This window comes from Intrasporangium sp. (genome assembly GCF_036566125.1).
In the GTDB taxonomy this organism is placed as follows: Bacteria; Actinomycetota; Actinomycetes; order Actinomycetales; family Dermatophilaceae; genus Intrasporangium.
This window is the reverse complement of the sequence record NZ_DATCWX010000266.1, coordinates 1-13,684: the sequence shown is the minus strand read 5'-3', so window position 1 is coordinate 13,684 and position 13,684 is coordinate 1. Positions and strand designations below refer to the sequence as shown.

Annotated in this window: 14 protein-coding genes; 11 read left to right on the top strand and 3 right to left on the bottom strand. The window is 69.3% G+C overall.

What is annotated here, in order from left to right; all coding sequences use genetic code 11:
• The 4 genes from narH to VIR15_RS16595 form a co-directional block, all read left to right on the top strand.
• Positions 1 to 1,577 (top strand): nitrate reductase subunit beta (narH, locus tag VIR15_RS16610; RefSeq protein ID WP_331929742.1); only part of this gene is annotated, 1,577 nt, incomplete at its 5' end.
• The gene (gene narJ / locus VIR15_RS16605) at positions 1,574 to 2,323 is read left to right on the top strand and encodes a nitrate reductase molybdenum cofactor assembly chaperone (RefSeq protein ID WP_331929740.1); all 750 of its coding nucleotides are present in this window, start codon (positions 1,574 to 1,576) and stop codon (positions 2,321 to 2,323) included. The genes narH and narJ, both read left to right, overlap by 4 nt.
• On the top strand, positions 2,320 to 3,069 hold the full coding sequence (narI, locus tag VIR15_RS16600; protein WP_331929738.1) for a respiratory nitrate reductase subunit gamma: 750 nt from the start codon (positions 2,320 to 2,322) through the stop codon (positions 3,067 to 3,069). Before narJ ends, narI begins: the two co-directional genes overlap by 4 nt.
• Positions 3,066 to 3,539 carry a cupin domain-containing protein gene (locus VIR15_RS16595; protein ID WP_331929736.1) on the top strand — a complete coding sequence of 158 codons (474 nt, stop codon included), beginning with the start codon at positions 3,066 to 3,068 and terminating at the stop codon, positions 3,537 to 3,539. Before narI ends, VIR15_RS16595 begins: the two co-directional genes overlap by 4 nt.
• A 302-nt stretch (positions 3,540 to 3,841) precedes the next feature.
• Here VIR15_RS16595 and VIR15_RS16590 read toward each other — a convergent pair whose 3' ends face one another.
• Positions 3,842 to 4,450, bottom strand: a complete 609-nt coding sequence (locus VIR15_RS16590) for a TetR/AcrR family transcriptional regulator (protein ID WP_331929734.1) — start codon at positions 4,448 to 4,450, stop codon at positions 3,842 to 3,844.
• 94 nt (positions 4,451 to 4,544) lie between these two features.
• Between VIR15_RS16590 and VIR15_RS16585 the strand changes: the two genes are divergently transcribed.
• From VIR15_RS16585 to VIR15_RS16555, 7 genes are read left to right on the top strand one after another with little or no spacing between them, the layout of a single operon-like run.
• Positions 4,545 to 5,342 (top strand): enoyl-CoA hydratase-related protein, encoded by a 798-nt coding sequence (locus VIR15_RS16585; RefSeq protein ID WP_331929732.1) that lies wholly within the window; start codon positions 4,545 to 4,547, stop codon positions 5,340 to 5,342.
• 42 nt (positions 5,343 to 5,384) lie between these two features.
• Complete coding sequence (locus tag VIR15_RS16580; protein WP_331929730.1) at positions 5,385 to 6,536, top strand: acyl-CoA dehydrogenase family protein; 1,152 nt, start codon at positions 5,385 to 5,387, stop codon at positions 6,534 to 6,536.
• A 57-nt stretch (positions 6,537 to 6,593) separates the two neighbouring features.
• A complete protein-coding gene (locus tag VIR15_RS16575; RefSeq protein WP_331929728.1) occupies positions 6,594 to 7,340 on the top strand; it encodes an SDR family NAD(P)-dependent oxidoreductase in 747 nt (248 codons plus the stop codon).
• A 13-nt stretch (positions 7,341 to 7,353) separates the two neighbouring features.
• Positions 7,354 to 8,988: an AMP-binding protein gene (locus tag VIR15_RS16570; RefSeq protein ID WP_331929726.1), complete on the top strand. Its 1,635-nt coding sequence runs from the start codon at positions 7,354 to 7,356 to the stop codon at positions 8,986 to 8,988.
• On the top strand, positions 8,985 to 10,184 hold the full coding sequence (pcaF, locus tag VIR15_RS16565) for a 3-oxoadipyl-CoA thiolase (protein ID WP_331929724.1): 1,200 nt from the start codon (positions 8,985 to 8,987) through the stop codon (positions 10,182 to 10,184). The genes VIR15_RS16570 and pcaF overlap by 4 nt, the downstream gene beginning before the upstream one ends.
• Positions 10,185 to 10,186: 2 nt before the next feature.
• Complete coding sequence (locus VIR15_RS16560) at positions 10,187 to 10,978, top strand: enoyl-CoA hydratase/isomerase family protein (RefSeq protein WP_331929722.1); 792 nt, start codon at positions 10,187 to 10,189, stop codon at positions 10,976 to 10,978.
• A gap of 41 nt (positions 10,979 to 11,019) precedes the next feature.
• Positions 11,020 to 12,171, top strand: coding sequence for an acyl-CoA dehydrogenase family protein (locus tag VIR15_RS16555; protein WP_331929720.1), 1,152 nt, complete (start codon positions 11,020 to 11,022; stop codon positions 12,169 to 12,171).
• Here VIR15_RS16555 and VIR15_RS16550 read toward each other — a convergent pair.
• Both VIR15_RS16550 and VIR15_RS21245 read right to left on the bottom strand, forming a co-directional pair.
• The gene (locus VIR15_RS16550; RefSeq protein WP_331929718.1) at positions 12,164 to 13,252 is read right to left on the bottom strand and encodes an alpha/beta hydrolase; all 1,089 of its coding nucleotides are present in this window, start codon (positions 13,250 to 13,252) and stop codon (positions 12,164 to 12,166) included. The genes VIR15_RS16555 and VIR15_RS16550 overlap by 8 nt on opposite strands.
• Positions 13,253 to 13,526: 274 nt before the next feature.
• Positions 13,527 to 13,684, bottom strand: a 158-nt coding sequence (locus tag VIR15_RS21245) for a DUF302 domain-containing protein (RefSeq protein ID WP_524538104.1), incomplete at its 5' end; no start/stop codon positions are given.

Here is a 13,684-nt window from a genome sequence, read left to right as displayed (position 1 = left end):
CGTGCAAGCAGGCGTGGACGAACCGGTCCGGCGTCGAGTACGTGTGGTTCAACAACGTCGAATCCCGTCCCGGACAAGGATATCCGCGTACCTATCAGGACCAGGAGCGGTGGCAGGGCGGCTGGACCAGGACCCGCACGGGCCGGCTCAAGCCCAGGGCCGGCGGGCGGATCAAGAAACTGTTCTCCATCTTCGCCAACCCGAAGTTGCCGTCCATCCAGGACTATTACGAGCCCTGGACGTACGACTACGAGACGCTGCTCAACTCACCCGCGACGAGCACCTTCCCCGTCGCCCGGCCCAAGTCGCTCATCAGCGGCAAGCAGATGAACGTCGAGTGGTCGGCGAACTGGGATGACGACCTCGGCGGCAGCATGGAACACGCCGCCAAGGACCCGATGCTCAAGGGCATCGAGGACAAGGTGAAGTTCGAGTTCGAGCAGACCTTCATGTTCTACCTGCCCCGCATCTGCGAGCACTGCCTCAACCCGAGCTGCGCTGCGAGCTGCCCGAGCGGCGCGATCTACAAGCGCAGCGAGGACGGCATCGTCCTCGTCGACCAGGACAAGTGCCGTGGGTGGCGCATGTGCGTGTCGGGCTGCCCGTACAAGAAGGTCTACTTCAACCACAAGACCGGCAAGGCCGAGAAGTGCACCTTCTGCTACCCGCGCGTGGAGGTCGGCATCCCGACCGTCTGCGCCGAGACGTGCGTCGGCCGGCTTCGCTACATCGGCCTGATGATCTACGACGCCGACAAGGTGCTCGAGGCGGCGTCGGTGGCGAACGAGCACGACCTCTACGAGGCGCAGTGCGACGTCTTCGTCGACCCCAACGACCCGGAGATCGCTCGCGAGGCAGAGCGGGCCGGCATCCCGCTCGACTGGATCGAGGCGGCCAAGAAGTCTCCGGTGCGTCGGCTCATCCAGGACTACAAGGTGGCCCTGCCGCTGCACCCGGAGTACCGGACGATGCCGATGGTCTGGTACATCCCGCCGCTGTCGCCCGTCGTCGACGTCATCAAGGAGACCGGGCACGACGCCGAGGACCAGAACAACCTCTTCGCGGCGATCGACACCCTGCGCATCCCCGTCGAGTACCTCGCCAACCTCTTCACCGCCGGCGACACCGCACCGGTCACCGAGGTCCTCAGGAAGCTCGCCGCGATGCGGTCCTTCATGCGCGACATCAACCTCGGTGGCGACCCCAACGGTGCGATCGCCGAGTCGGTCGGCATGGATGCCGAGGCGATGTACGAGATGTTCCGGCTGCTGGCCATCGCCAAGTACGACGAGCGCTACGTCATCCCGACCGCCCACGTCGAGCAGGCCCACGGCCTCGAGGAGCTCGCCACCGAGTGCCCGGTCGACTTCGACTACGAGCCGACGTCCGGCGTCTTCGGCGAGGGCTCGGGTGACCTCACCCCGGTCGCCGTCGAGAACTTCCGGATGCTCGAGGAGCGCCAGACCTCGGACGAGCTCGTCAGCGGAGGGAGCAAGCGCGGCCGGGTCAACCTGCTCAACTGGGACGGCAAGGGCAAGCCCGGCGGCCTGTTCCCCAAGCGGAAGGACCACCAGTGAACCCCTTCCGGCGCGTGGCCCGCTCGCAGGCGTCGCGGCGGCTCCCGGATGAGCAGCTGCGCGTTGCGTGGCAGGCGGTCTCGCTCCTGCTGGACTACCCGACGCCGGAGTGGGCCGAGTCCCACGCCACGATCCGTCGCGCCGCCGCCGGGTTGCCAGCTGGAGTCCGTATGCCGCTGGGCTCGTTCCTCGACCACGTGGCGTCCCAGCCCCTTGAGGACGTTCAACGCGCCTACGTCGAGACGTTCGACCACACGCGCAAGTGCTGCCTCTACCTGACGTACTTCACCTTCGGCGACACCCGTCGCCGGGGCGTGGCGCTCGTGCAGTTCAAGCAGGCCTACCGGAAGTCGGGCATGGAGCTGACGGCTGACGAGCTGCCCGACCACCTCGGCGTCGTCCTCGAGTTCGGTGCCACGGCCGACGTCGACGCGGCGTGGAAGCTGCTCAACGACCACCGGGCCGGCATCGAGATGCTCCGGCTGGCGCTCGCCGACCGCAGCTCCCCGTGGGAGCAGGTGCTCGTCGCCCTCGCGGGGACGCTGCCCGAGCTCGACGGCGAGGGAGTGGACGCGGTCCGCAAGCTCGTCGAAGCCGGGCCGCCCCAGGAGGAGGTCGGCCTCGAGGGCTACGCCCTGGACCCCCGTCTGAACGAGCACCCGCAGGGGCCTCCCCTGCACCCCCCGACGACCCGCGTGGCCGAGTCGGCCACGTTCCCAACCATTCGCGTAGGAGCAGGCTCGTGAGCACGTTTCTCTGGGTCATCTTCCCCTACCTCTGCCTCGCGACCTTCGTCGTCGGGCACTGGTGGCGGTACCGCTACGACAAGTTCGGCTGGACGACGCGCAGCTCCCAGCTCTACGAGACCCGGTTGCTCCGGTGGGGCAGCCCCCTGTTCCACTTCGGGATGCTCGGCGTCGTCATCGGGCACATCGGCGGCCTGCTCATCCCGAAGGCGTGGACCGACGCCATCGGGATCAGCGAGACGATGTACCACTGGGCCGCGGTCATCGGCGGCATGGCGGCCGGCGTCGCGGCGTTCGTCGGCATGGTCATCCTCATCTACCGCCGGCGCACCGTCGGGCCGGTCTTCTCGGCGACCACGCCGATGGACAAGACGATGTACTTCTTCCTCGGTCTCGTCATCGCGCTCGGCATGTGGAACACCATCGCGTCGAGCATTTTCGGGCTCGGGTCCGAGGGGGGTCACGCGTTCAACTACCGCGACAGCGTCTCGCTGTGGTTCCGGGGGATCTTCTCCGGCAACCCCGACCCCGAGCACATGGTCGGCATCCCGCTCGGCTTCCAGCTCCACGCGCTCACGGCCTGTTTCCTCTTCGCGCTGTGGCCGTTCACCCGGCTCGTGCACGTCTTCTCGGCGCCGATCGGCTACATCACCCGGCCCTACATCGTCTATCGCAGCAAGGACGAGCGAGAGGGCACAGCGGTCGGGAGCCGCGCGCCGAGCCGTGGTTGGGAGCGCGTGCAGTGACGGAGCGAGCGCCCTGGCTGGGCATCGACACGCTCGGTCCGCTCACCCCGGTCGACAGCGGACGTGCCGATGCGCCGGAGACCCAGGACGTGCACGACCTCACGGCCGAGGGTCGGGTGGCCCTCGAGCAAGCCCGGAAGTCCAGGCACGGCAAGGGCACTCGCGTGCTGTGGGCCAGCCGGCACCAGCGCGCGGTGCTCATCGCGATGACGGCCGGAACGGCCCTCGCGGAGCACACGTCACCTCCGGCCGCGTCGTTCCAGCTCATCGAGGGGACGGCCCGGCTCTACAGCGCCGAGCCGACTCCCGAGGGCACGCTTCCCGACTGGGTCGTCGACGCAGGTCAGATCGTCCGGATCCCGGACGAGCGGCACGGCGTGGAGGCGCTGACCGACTGCGTCATCCTGCTCACCGTCTCGCTCGACCCCTCCCAAACCGCACCTGACCCGACCACCCCTGATCACTCCTGACCATCCGGTCGAGTGTGGGCCATGTGACGGGACGGGTTTCTCATCCCGAGCACGGGCTCGGGAGGCAGAGGGGTCTCGTCCCGTCATTCGTCCCAGGCCGTATGCCGCCGGGCTGGCTCTGCGTCGAGTGCGCAGTTCGCGCCCGAGCGTTTACGGCCCACTCCGCTGAACGGTGGGCCATGTGACGGGATGGGTTTCTCCTCCCGAGCCCGGGCTCGGGCGGCAGAGGGATCTCGTCCCGTCATTCGTCCCAGGCCGCATGCGGCCGGGCTGAGGGGCGGCGGGGAGGGCACATTCGATGGTCAGGGGCGGATGGCGCGGAGGAGCAGGTCGAGCTCCCGTTCGACGTAGGAGTCCAGGTCGAGCCACCGCGCCAGGCGCCACTGCTTCAGGGCCCAGCCGTGGGCGGTGAGCAGCAGGTTGTGCACGACGAGATCGGCATCGATGTCGCGGAAGTCGCCTGACGTCATGCCATCGAGGAGCGCGGCCCGGAACGGCTCGGCCGTCTCGATCTCGAGCGCCTTGATCTCGTCGCGCCCCTCCTTCGACAGCGTCATGCTCTCGCGGTACGACAGGACCGTCGCCTCCGGCTTCTCGTCGATCACCTCGACCAGGGTGCGGAACCCCACGCGGATCCGCGCCTCGGGGTCGCTACCTGCCTGCTCCATGGCCGCAGGAACTCGATCCCGGAAGTCGGCGAGTATGTCGACGATGGCGGCGCGAAGGAGGTCCTCCTTGTTGCCGAAGTACTGGTAGATCAGGCCCACGCTGATCCCGGCCCGCTCGGCCACCGCATGGGTGGTCGTCGAGTGATAACCGTCCTCCTGGAAGAGCTGCACAGCCGCCGTCAGGATCTCCGACCGTCGGCGTTGGATCCGCTGGTCCTTCGTGCTCTGGGTCTGTGTCGACACTGCTTCCTCACTCTCGAGCCACCCGTTGACGGACGGCTGAACGGTCCCTACTCTATTGAATGAACGTACATTCAACAAGCAACGGAGCAGGCGAATGAGCAACTACGAGGACATCCTCTACGTCGTCGAGGACAGCGCCGCGATCATCACGATCAACCGCCCGGAGCGGTACAACGCCTTCCGCGCGAAGACGGTCGACGAGCTGATCAAGGCCTTCCGCTCGGCGTGGGCCGACCGTGAGGTTCGCTCGATCATCCTCACCGGCGCCGGGGAGAAGGCCTTCTGCACCGGCGGAGACGTCAAGCAGCGCGCCGAGACGGGCGACTACGGCCCGAGCGAGTCCGGGATGTTCGAGATCGGCTACCTGCACAAGCTCATTCGCGACGTGCCCAAGCCCGTCATCGCGGCGGTCAACGGCGTCGCGGTCGGAGGCGGCCACGTGCTGCACGTCCTCTGCGACGTCTCCATCGCTGCCGACTCGGCCCGCTTCGGGCAGGCCGGCCCCCGCGTCGGCTCCTTCGACGCCGGCTTCGGCTCCGCCTACCTGGCTCGCGTCGTCGGCGAGAAGAAGGCCCGCGAGATCTGGTTCTGGTGCCGGCAGTACTCCGCCGACGAGGCCCTCGCGATGGGCCTGGTCAACAAGGTCGTTCCGGGCGCCGACCTGCTCACCGAGGCCAAGGCGTGGGCAGCCGAGATCAACGAGAAGAGCCCGACCGCGATCAAGTTCCTCAAGCAGTCGTTCAACGCCGACACCGACCACCAGGCCGGCTTCTCCAACATGGCGATGACCGCACTCGACCTCTTCGCGGTCTCCGACGAGGGCATGGAGGGCGCCAAGGCCTTCGCCGAGAAGCGGCAGCCCGACTTCAACAGCAAGGTCACCTGGCACTGAGCCGCCACCGAGTCGCAAGCGACCGGAAGCGAAGGAGCGACGATGCACTACGCGTTCGACGAGGACCAGGAGACCTACGCCCACGAGGTGCGCAGGTTCGCGGTCAAGACACTCGCCCCGCACTACCAGTCGGATGACAAGGCCGCCGAGTTCCGGCGCCAGCAGGCACTCGACATGGCGGGCATGGGCCTCACCGGCCTGCGCATCCCGGAGGAGTACGGCGGCCAGGACGCGACCGCGGTCATCGCCGGCATCGCGGCCGAGGAGGTCGGCCGCGAGGACTTCAATGCCGGCTACCTCATCATCAACACCGCGCTCATCAGCGACATCATCGTCCGCAACGCGACGGACGAGCAGAAGGCGGCGTGGCTGCCCGGCATCGCCTCCGGCGAGACGGTGCCGTCCATCTGCATCACCGAGCCGGGGCATGGCACCGACGCCGCCAGTCTCGAGCTCAAGGCCAACCCGACCGACGACGGCGACGGCTGGACGCTCCACGGCGAGAAGACCTCGATCACCCTCGGCATGGCCGCGGACCGGGCCGTCGTGCTCGCCCGCACCGGCGGTCCGGGCGCCCGCGGCGTCAGCGCCTTCTGGGTCGACCTGCACCACTCGACCGTGAGCCGGAGCGCCTTCGACGACCTCGGTAGCCGGGCCATCGGCCGTGCCAGCCTGCACTTCGACGGCACGCCGGTCAGCCGGGGTGAGCTGATCGGCAACGAGGGCGACGGCTTCGTCTCGGTCATGCAGGGCTTCGACTACTCGCGGGCCATCATCGGGCTGCTCTGCATCGGCGCGGCCCAGGCGAGTCTGGACGAGGCGGTCCAGTGGTCCCGGGACCGCGAGGCCTTCGGATCACCGATCGGCACCTTCCAGGGCGTGTCCTTCCCCCTGGCCGAGGCGGCGACGTACCTCAAGGGCGCCCGGCACGTGTGCCTCGAGGCCCTCTGGCGCAAGGACAACGACCTCGAGCACAGCTCGGAGGCGGCCATGGCCAAGTTCTGGGCACCGAAGCTCGCCGCCGACGTCATCCACCAGTGCCTGCTCACCATCGGCCACATCGGCTACTCGTCGGAGCACAAGGTCGGCCAGCGCCTCCGCGACGTCATCGGTCTCGAGATCGGGGACGGGACGGCCCAGGTCTCCAAGCTCGTCATCTCCCGTCACCTGCTGGGCCGGAAGTACGCGCCCTGACGCGAAGCCGGCCCAGCGGCATACGACACCGTCTTTGTCTTGAAAGGGAACAACACCATGAACAGGCTTGAAGGCAAGATCGCCATCGTCACGGGCGGAGCCCGTGGCCTGGGCCGCGGCATCGCCGAGCGGCTCGCGGCTGAGGGCGCGGTTGTCGTCGTCACCGACGTCAACGCCGAGGGCGCCCAGCAGACCGCCACCGAGCTGGGCGCGTCGGCCGTCGGCGTCGGCTGCGACGTGTCCGACTACGACTCCGTCGAGGCGATGGTCGCCGACGTCAAGGACCGCTACGGTCGGATCGACGTCCTCGTCAACAACGCCGGCTGGGACAAGGCCGCTCCCTTCCTCGACCTCGAGCGCGACCTCTGGCCCAGGATCATCGGGATCAACCTCGTCGGCGTGCTCAACACGAGCAAGGCCGTCCTGCCGATCATGGCAGAGCAGGGCTCCGGCTCGGTCGTCAACATCAGCTCCGACGCGGGGCGGGTCGGCTCGTCCGGTGAGGCCGTGTACTCGGCGGCCAAGGGCGGCGTCATCGCGTTCACCAAGTCGATGGCCCGGGAGATGGCTCGCAAACAGGTCCGCGTCAACGTCGTGTGCCCCGGCCCGTCCGACACGCAGCTGTTCGCCGAGTTCGCCGGGGACAACGACAAGCTGCGCGAGGCCCTGACCAAGGCCATCCCGCTGCGCCGCCTCGGCCAGCCCGAGGACGTCGCGGGCGCCGTCGCCTACTTCGCCTCGGACGACTCCACCTACGTCACCGGACAGACCGTCAGCGTCAGCGGCGGCCTGACCATGAGCTGAAACGGACTGCACCATGGCCTTCGAGACCATCCTCAACGACGAGCTGATCGAGAAGTACACGAGCGGCGGCTACTGGGTCGACCGCACCATCACCGACTACCTCGACGACTGGGCCGAGCGGACGCCGGACAAGGTGGCCTTCATCGACTCCCGCCGCGAGGTCACCTACGGGCAGCTGCGCGCCGAGGTGGACCGCTGCGCCCTGGGCCTGCTCGAGCTCGGTATCCAGCCCGGCGACGTCGTCTCCTTCCAGCTGCCCAACTGGATCGACTGGGTCGTCCTGCACTACGCCTGCACCCGGATCGGGGTCGTGAGCAACCCGCTCATCCCGATCTACCGGGCCCGCGAGGTCGGCTTCATGGTGGGCCTGGCCGAGTCCAAGCTCATTGTCGTGCCGCGAGAGTTCCGGCACTTCGACCACGTCGCGATGATCGAGGAGCTGCGCCCCGAGTGGCCAGCCCTCGACCACGTCCTCGTGGTCGGCGGCCCCGAGGCGCCGGACTCCTGGGAGGAGTTCATGGCGACGCCGTGGGAGGAGCGGCGGGATCCCGCGTCGCTCGCCGCGCTGCGACCGGACCCCAACGACGTCACGCTCCTCATCTTCACCTCCGGCACGACCGGCGAGCCCAAGGGCGTCATGCACACCCACAACACGGCGGTCGCCGCCAACAACCCGCTCCCCGAGCGGCTCGGCATCAGCTCCGACAGCGTCATCCACATGGCCTCGACGCTGGCCCACCTCACCGGGTTCCTCTACGGCGCAAGGCTTCCCGTGCAGAATGGCGCGACCGGCGTGCTCCAGGACGTGTGGGACCCCAAGGTCTTCATCGACCTCATCGAGCAGCACGGGATCACCTACACCTCCGCCGCGACGCCCTTCCTCCACGACACGCTGTCGGTCGAGGGGATCAGGGACCGCAAGGTCGACACCCTCGTCCGCTTCTGCTGCATGGGCGCGCCGATCCCGCGCAACATGGTGCGCCTGGCCAAGGAGATCCTGCCCCGGATGCTCGTCCTCGGCGGCTGGGGACAGACCGAGAACGCCCTCGTCACGCTCAGCCGGCCCGGTGACCCCGAGGACAAGATCGTCGAGACCGACGGCTACCCGTGGCCGGGCATGGAGATCCGCACGGCCGGGCTCGGGGACAGCGAGCCGGTTCCGGCCGGCACGGAGGGGCGTCTGCAGGTGCGCGGGCCGTTCCTCTTCGTCGGCTACGCCAAGCGACTCGAGATGACGCGGGCCAGCTTCGAGGAAGGCGGCTGGTTCGACACCGGCGACCTCGCCATCATCGACGAGGACGGCTACGTCAAGCTCTCCGGGCGGACCAAGGACGTCATTATCCGCGGCGGCGAGAACATCCCGGTCGTCTACGTCGAGAACGCCCTCTACGAGGACCCGCGCATCGAGGGCGTGGCCGTCGTCGGCATGCCCGACGAGCGGCTGCAGGAGCGTGCGGTCGCCTGCGTGACCCTCAAGCCGGGGGCCACCCTCAGCTTCCAGGACATGCAGGACTTCCTCCGCGAGCGGGGGGTGGCCAGGCAGTACTGGCCGGAGCGACTCGACATCCTGGACGAGCTGCCGCGGACGCCGAGCGGCAAGATCCTCAAGTACCAGCTGCGCGACCGCTACGCAGGGGTGTCGGAATGAGCACCGCCTACCTCGTCGCGGGGGTGCGTACCCCCATTGGCCGGTATGCCGCTGGGCTGGCTCCCGTGCGGACCGACGACCTCGCTGCCCACGTCCTTTCCTGCCTCGTGGACCGCCTCCCAGCCGTGGACTGGGGGCAGGTGGACGACGTCATCCTCGGCTGCGCCAACCAGGCGGGCGAGGACAACCGCAACGTCGCCCGGATGGCCGGGCTGCTCGCGGGCCTGCCGGTCCAGGTGCCCGGCATGACGGTGAACCGGCTCTGCGCCTCGGGCCTCGATGCCGTTGGAGCGGCCGCCCGTGCGATCCGGGCCGGTGACGCCGATCTCATCATCGCCGGCGGGGTCGAGAGCATGTCCCGCGCCCCGCTCGTCATGCCCAAGGCCGATGCCGCCTGGTCGCGCCGGGCCGAGGTGCACGACACGACGATCGGCTGGCGCTTCGTCAACCCGCGGATGGAGGAGCGCTACGGCACCGACTCGATGCCCGGCACAGCGCAGATCGTCGCCGACGAGTACGACGTATCGCGCGAGGACCAGGACGCCTTCGCGCTCCGGTCGCAGGAGCGCGCCGCCAAGGCCATCTCGTCGGGTCGGCTGGCACGTGAGATCGTCCCCGTCGAGGTCCCGGGCCGCAAGGGCGCCGTCACCGTGGTCGACACCGACGAGCACCCTCGAGAGACCTCCCTCGAGGCCCTCGCCGCGCTGCGGCCGATCTTCCCCGGTGGCAGCGTCACGGCGGGCAACGCCTCCGGTGTCAACGACGGAGCCGCAGCCCTGCTCATCGCCTCAGAAGAGGCGGTGTCGCGGTTCAACCTGACGCCGCTCGCCCGGATCACGACCTCGCTCTCGGTCGGCGTCGAGCCGCGTGTCATGGGCATCGGCCCCGACCCCGCCGTGAAGGCCCTGCTCGCTCGGACCGGTCTCGACGTCGCTGACATCGACCTCTTCGAGCTCAACGAGGCGTTCGCCTCCCAGTCGCTCGCGGTGCTCCGCGCCCTCGGACTGCCCGATGACGCCGAGCACGTCAACCCCAACGGTGGTGCCATCGCCCTCGGCCACCCGCTCGGCATGAGCGGGGCCAGGCTGGCGCTCACGGCGGCCGTCGAGCTCGCCGACCGCGGGGCCAGGCGCGCCGTCGCCACGATGTGCGTCGGCGTCGGCCAGGGTGGCGCCCTGCTGCTGGAGGCCGTGTGAGCATGGAATCGGATTACGGCCCCTTCGAGACGCTTCTCACGGGGGTCACGGACGGCGTGCTGCTCGTGACGTTCAACCGGCCCGAGGTGCGCAACGCGATCAACCGGCAGGTCCAGCTCGACCTGCGGGCCGTCCTCGAGACCGCTCGCGCGGACGACGCCGTCGGTGCAGTCGTCCTGACCGGTGCCGGCGAGAAGGCGTTCATCGCGGGCGCAGACATCTCGCAGGTGGCCGGCTACACCAAGCTGACCGCGCTCGACTCGGACCTGCAGCGGCTCTTCGACCTCGTCGAGGAGTTCCCCAAGCCCACCATCGCGGCGGTCAACGGCTTCGCGCTCGGCGGTGGCTGCGAGATCGCGATGGCCTGCGACATCCGGATCGCTTCCCAGACAGCGCGATTCGGCCTGCCGGAGACGGCGCTCTCGGTACTCCCGGGTGCCGGCGGGACGCAGCGACTCGCGCGAATCATCGGCACCGGCCGGGCTATTGAGCTGGTCCTCACCGGGCGGATGGTCGACGCCGATGAGGCCGAACGGATCGGGCTCGTCACCGCCGTGACCCAGCCGGACGAGCTCATCGACAGGGCCCGCGAGATCGCCGCGACGATCCTCGCCCGCGGGCCGCTCGCGACCCGACTCGCCAAGCTCGTCATCCGCGCCGGCATGGACGCGGACCAGCGCACCGGCCAGGTCGTCGAGCGCCTCGCCCAGGCCGTGCTCTACGAGAGCGAGGACAAGCGCGAGGGTACGGCCGCCTTCCTCGGCAAGCGCCCTCCGCAGTTCACCGGTCGCTGACCATCGCGGAATCATCGCCACCCAATCCCAGGAGACCACCCATGGACCTGTCCCTCACCGAGGACCAGCTCGGCTTCAAGGCGCTCGCGCGCGACTTCCTCGACAAGGAGGTCCTGCCCCACCGCGCCGAATGGGACCGCCGCGAGTCCGTCGACACCGCGATCATCCCCAGGCTCGGCGAGATCGGGTTCTTCGGGCTGACCATCCCGGAGGAGTACGGCGGCCTCGGCGGCGACTACATCACCTACTGCATCGGCATGGAGGAGCTCGGTCGCGCCGACTCGTCCGTCCGCGGGATCGTGTCGGTCTCGATGGGCCTCGTCGGCAAGGTGATCCTGTCGCACGGCACGGAGGAGCAGAAGCACCAGTACCTGCCCGGCATCGCCAATGGCACCCTGCTCGGCTGCTTCGGGCTGACCGAGCCGGACAACGGCTCCGACCCGGCCACGCTCAAGGCCCGGGCTCGGCGCGACGGCTCCGACTACGTCCTCAACGGCCAGAAGATCTTCATCACCAACGGCACCTGGGCCGACGTCTGCCTCGTCTTCGCCCGGACCGGCGGCGACGGGCCGAAGGGAGTTTCGGCGTTCCTGGTGCCGACCGACACGCCGGGCTTCGAGGCGCGCGAGATCCACGGCAAGCTCGGCCTGCGCGGCCAGGCGACGGCGGAGATCTTCCTCACCGATGTCCGCGTGCCCGAGTCGGCCCGGCTCGGCGAGGAGGGTGAGGGCTTCCGGATCGCGATGCACTCGCTCGACAAGGGCAGGGTCTCGGTCGGAGCCGGGTGCACCGGCATCATCCAGGGCTGCCTCGAGGAGGTCGTGAAGTACACGACCGAGCGCAAGCAGTTCGGCCGCCCCATCGCGTCCTTCCAGCTCGTGCAGGACATCATCGCCCAGATCTCGGTCGACGTGGACGCTGCCCGGTTGCTCACCTGGCGCGCGGCCGACCTCATCGAGCGGGGCGAGCCCTTCGGCGTCGAGGCCTCCAAGGCGAAGTACTTCGCGTCCGAGGCGGCCGTCCGTGCGGCCAACGGCGCCCTGCAGGCCTACGGCGGGTACGGCTACATCGACGAGTATCCCGTGCAGAAGTACCTCCGGGACGCACGCGTCATGACGCTCTACGAGGGCACGAGCCAGATCCAGAAGCTGCTCATCGGGCGCGCCGAGACGGGGATCAGCGCCTTCACCTGAGCTCACCGCTGAGCTGACCGGCTGACCCACCAGCAAGGGCGGCACCAAGGAAGGTGCTCACTCGCGCCTGCCACTCGGCGGGGTCGGCGCCCAGCGCACCGACGTGTCCGGCATGCGGGGCGACCCAGATCTGCACCGAGTCGGGCGACGCCGTCTGGATGTACCGTGCGGCGTTGAGCTCATCGGGGACGGCGCCCGCCGCGATGAGGAGCACCGGCGTCTCCGGGGCTGCGGCCACCGCCGACCGCAGCGTGGTCGGCTGGCTCGCCGCGGTCAACAGGTCGGCGACGTTGTAGACGAGCCAGTCGACCGGCTCGGTGATCGCGCCGCGCCAGCCGTAGACGTCGGAGAGCCAAGCCTTGTCGCCGGACACCCGGTTGGTCGCGCCCTCAGCCACGACCGCCCGCAGCCGCTGGTCCGCCGCGAGAGCGCCGATGGCCTCCTCGCCACCCATGGACATACCGACGGCGCCGATCCGCGAGGGATCGACGTCGGGCTGGTCCGCGAGATACGAGACCGCGCCACCGAGGTCCTCGTCTCCGTACCAGCCCCCGTCCATCGCCGTGCCGCCGCTGCGACCGTGACCACGCGCGTCGAAGAGCAGCACACCCAGCCCGTTCGCGGCCAGCACCACGGCATGGTCGAGTACCGCGCTCCGCGTCGAGCCGGCTCCGTGGAGCAGCGCGACCGCGGCACCGTTGCGGGAGGGCACGTACCAGCCCGACAGCGTCACCCCGTCCCCCGTGGCGAACTCGACGTCCCGATAGGCCAGCCCACGGTCCGCCGGGGTCGCGGCGCCCAGCTCGGTGGCGGGGATGTTCGTCAGGGCCACGGCCTGTCCCAGCACCGCCGTCGCCATGACCACCGCGACGATCAGGGCCGGAAGGGTGACGAGATAGCGCCGCCAGCCCCGACGAGCGCGGACCAGCGATACCGCGCCCACGACGAGCAGGACGAGGCCACCGACCAGGGCGATCAGTCCCGCCACCGACAGGGGCTGCAGACCCGTCTTGGCGACGTGCGGCAGACCGAGGCCGATGCCCACTGGCATGAGGACCAGCCCGACCGCGAAGACGGGCAAGCCACGGCGCGTTTCCCGGCGGTCGCTCGCGCCCGAACGGCCGTGGTCAACGCGGGTTGTCGATCTGGTCTGCAGCATGGCGTCCTCCAGCGCACTCGCCAGAGCACCAGCACACCCTTGTCAGGCGCGTGGCAACAGGGCCAAAGGGCCCGGCGCCCGTTGGCGACTGACGATCGAGTGAACAGCTTTTGGGGGTTCCTCCCGTTCGAGTGAACAGGTTTCGGGGTGACCGGACCCCGAAAGCTGTTCACTCGATCGTTGGGGCGGGGTCAGGTCACGCCGTCGCAGCTCCGGCCACGGCGTCGAGGGCCCGGTTGATGCGGGCCTTGGCGTCCTCGGCGACCTCGGCCAGCGCCGCACCGGAGGCGATCTGGGTCATGAACTCGGGATTCATCGCCTGGACCACCGTGCGGCCCCCGTCGTCGACGCGGA

Excerpts from the sequence above, each read along its gene's own strand:
- VIR15_RS16575 (WP_331929728.1), top strand. The coding sequence starts at position 6,594 with ATGAACAGGCTTGAAGGCAAGATCGCCATCGTCACGGGCGGAGCCCGT.
- VIR15_RS16580 (WP_331929730.1), top strand. The coding sequence starts at position 5,385 with ATGCACTACGCGTTCGACGAGGACCAGGAGACCTACGCCCACGAGGTG.
- VIR15_RS16560 (WP_331929722.1), top strand. The coding sequence starts at position 10,187 with ATGGAATCGGATTACGGCCCCTTCGAGACGCTTCTCACGGGGGTCACG.
- VIR15_RS16585 (WP_331929732.1), top strand. The coding sequence starts at position 4,545 with ATGAGCAACTACGAGGACATCCTCTACGTCGTCGAGGACAGCGCCGCG.
- VIR15_RS16555 (WP_331929720.1), top strand. The coding sequence starts at position 11,020 with ATGGACCTGTCCCTCACCGAGGACCAGCTCGGCTTCAAGGCGCTCGCG.
- VIR15_RS16570 (WP_331929726.1), top strand. The coding sequence starts at position 7,354 with ATGGCCTTCGAGACCATCCTCAACGACGAGCTGATCGAGAAGTACACG.
- pcaF (WP_331929724.1), top strand. The coding sequence starts at position 8,985 with ATGAGCACCGCCTACCTCGTCGCGGGGGTGCGTACCCCCATTGGCCGG.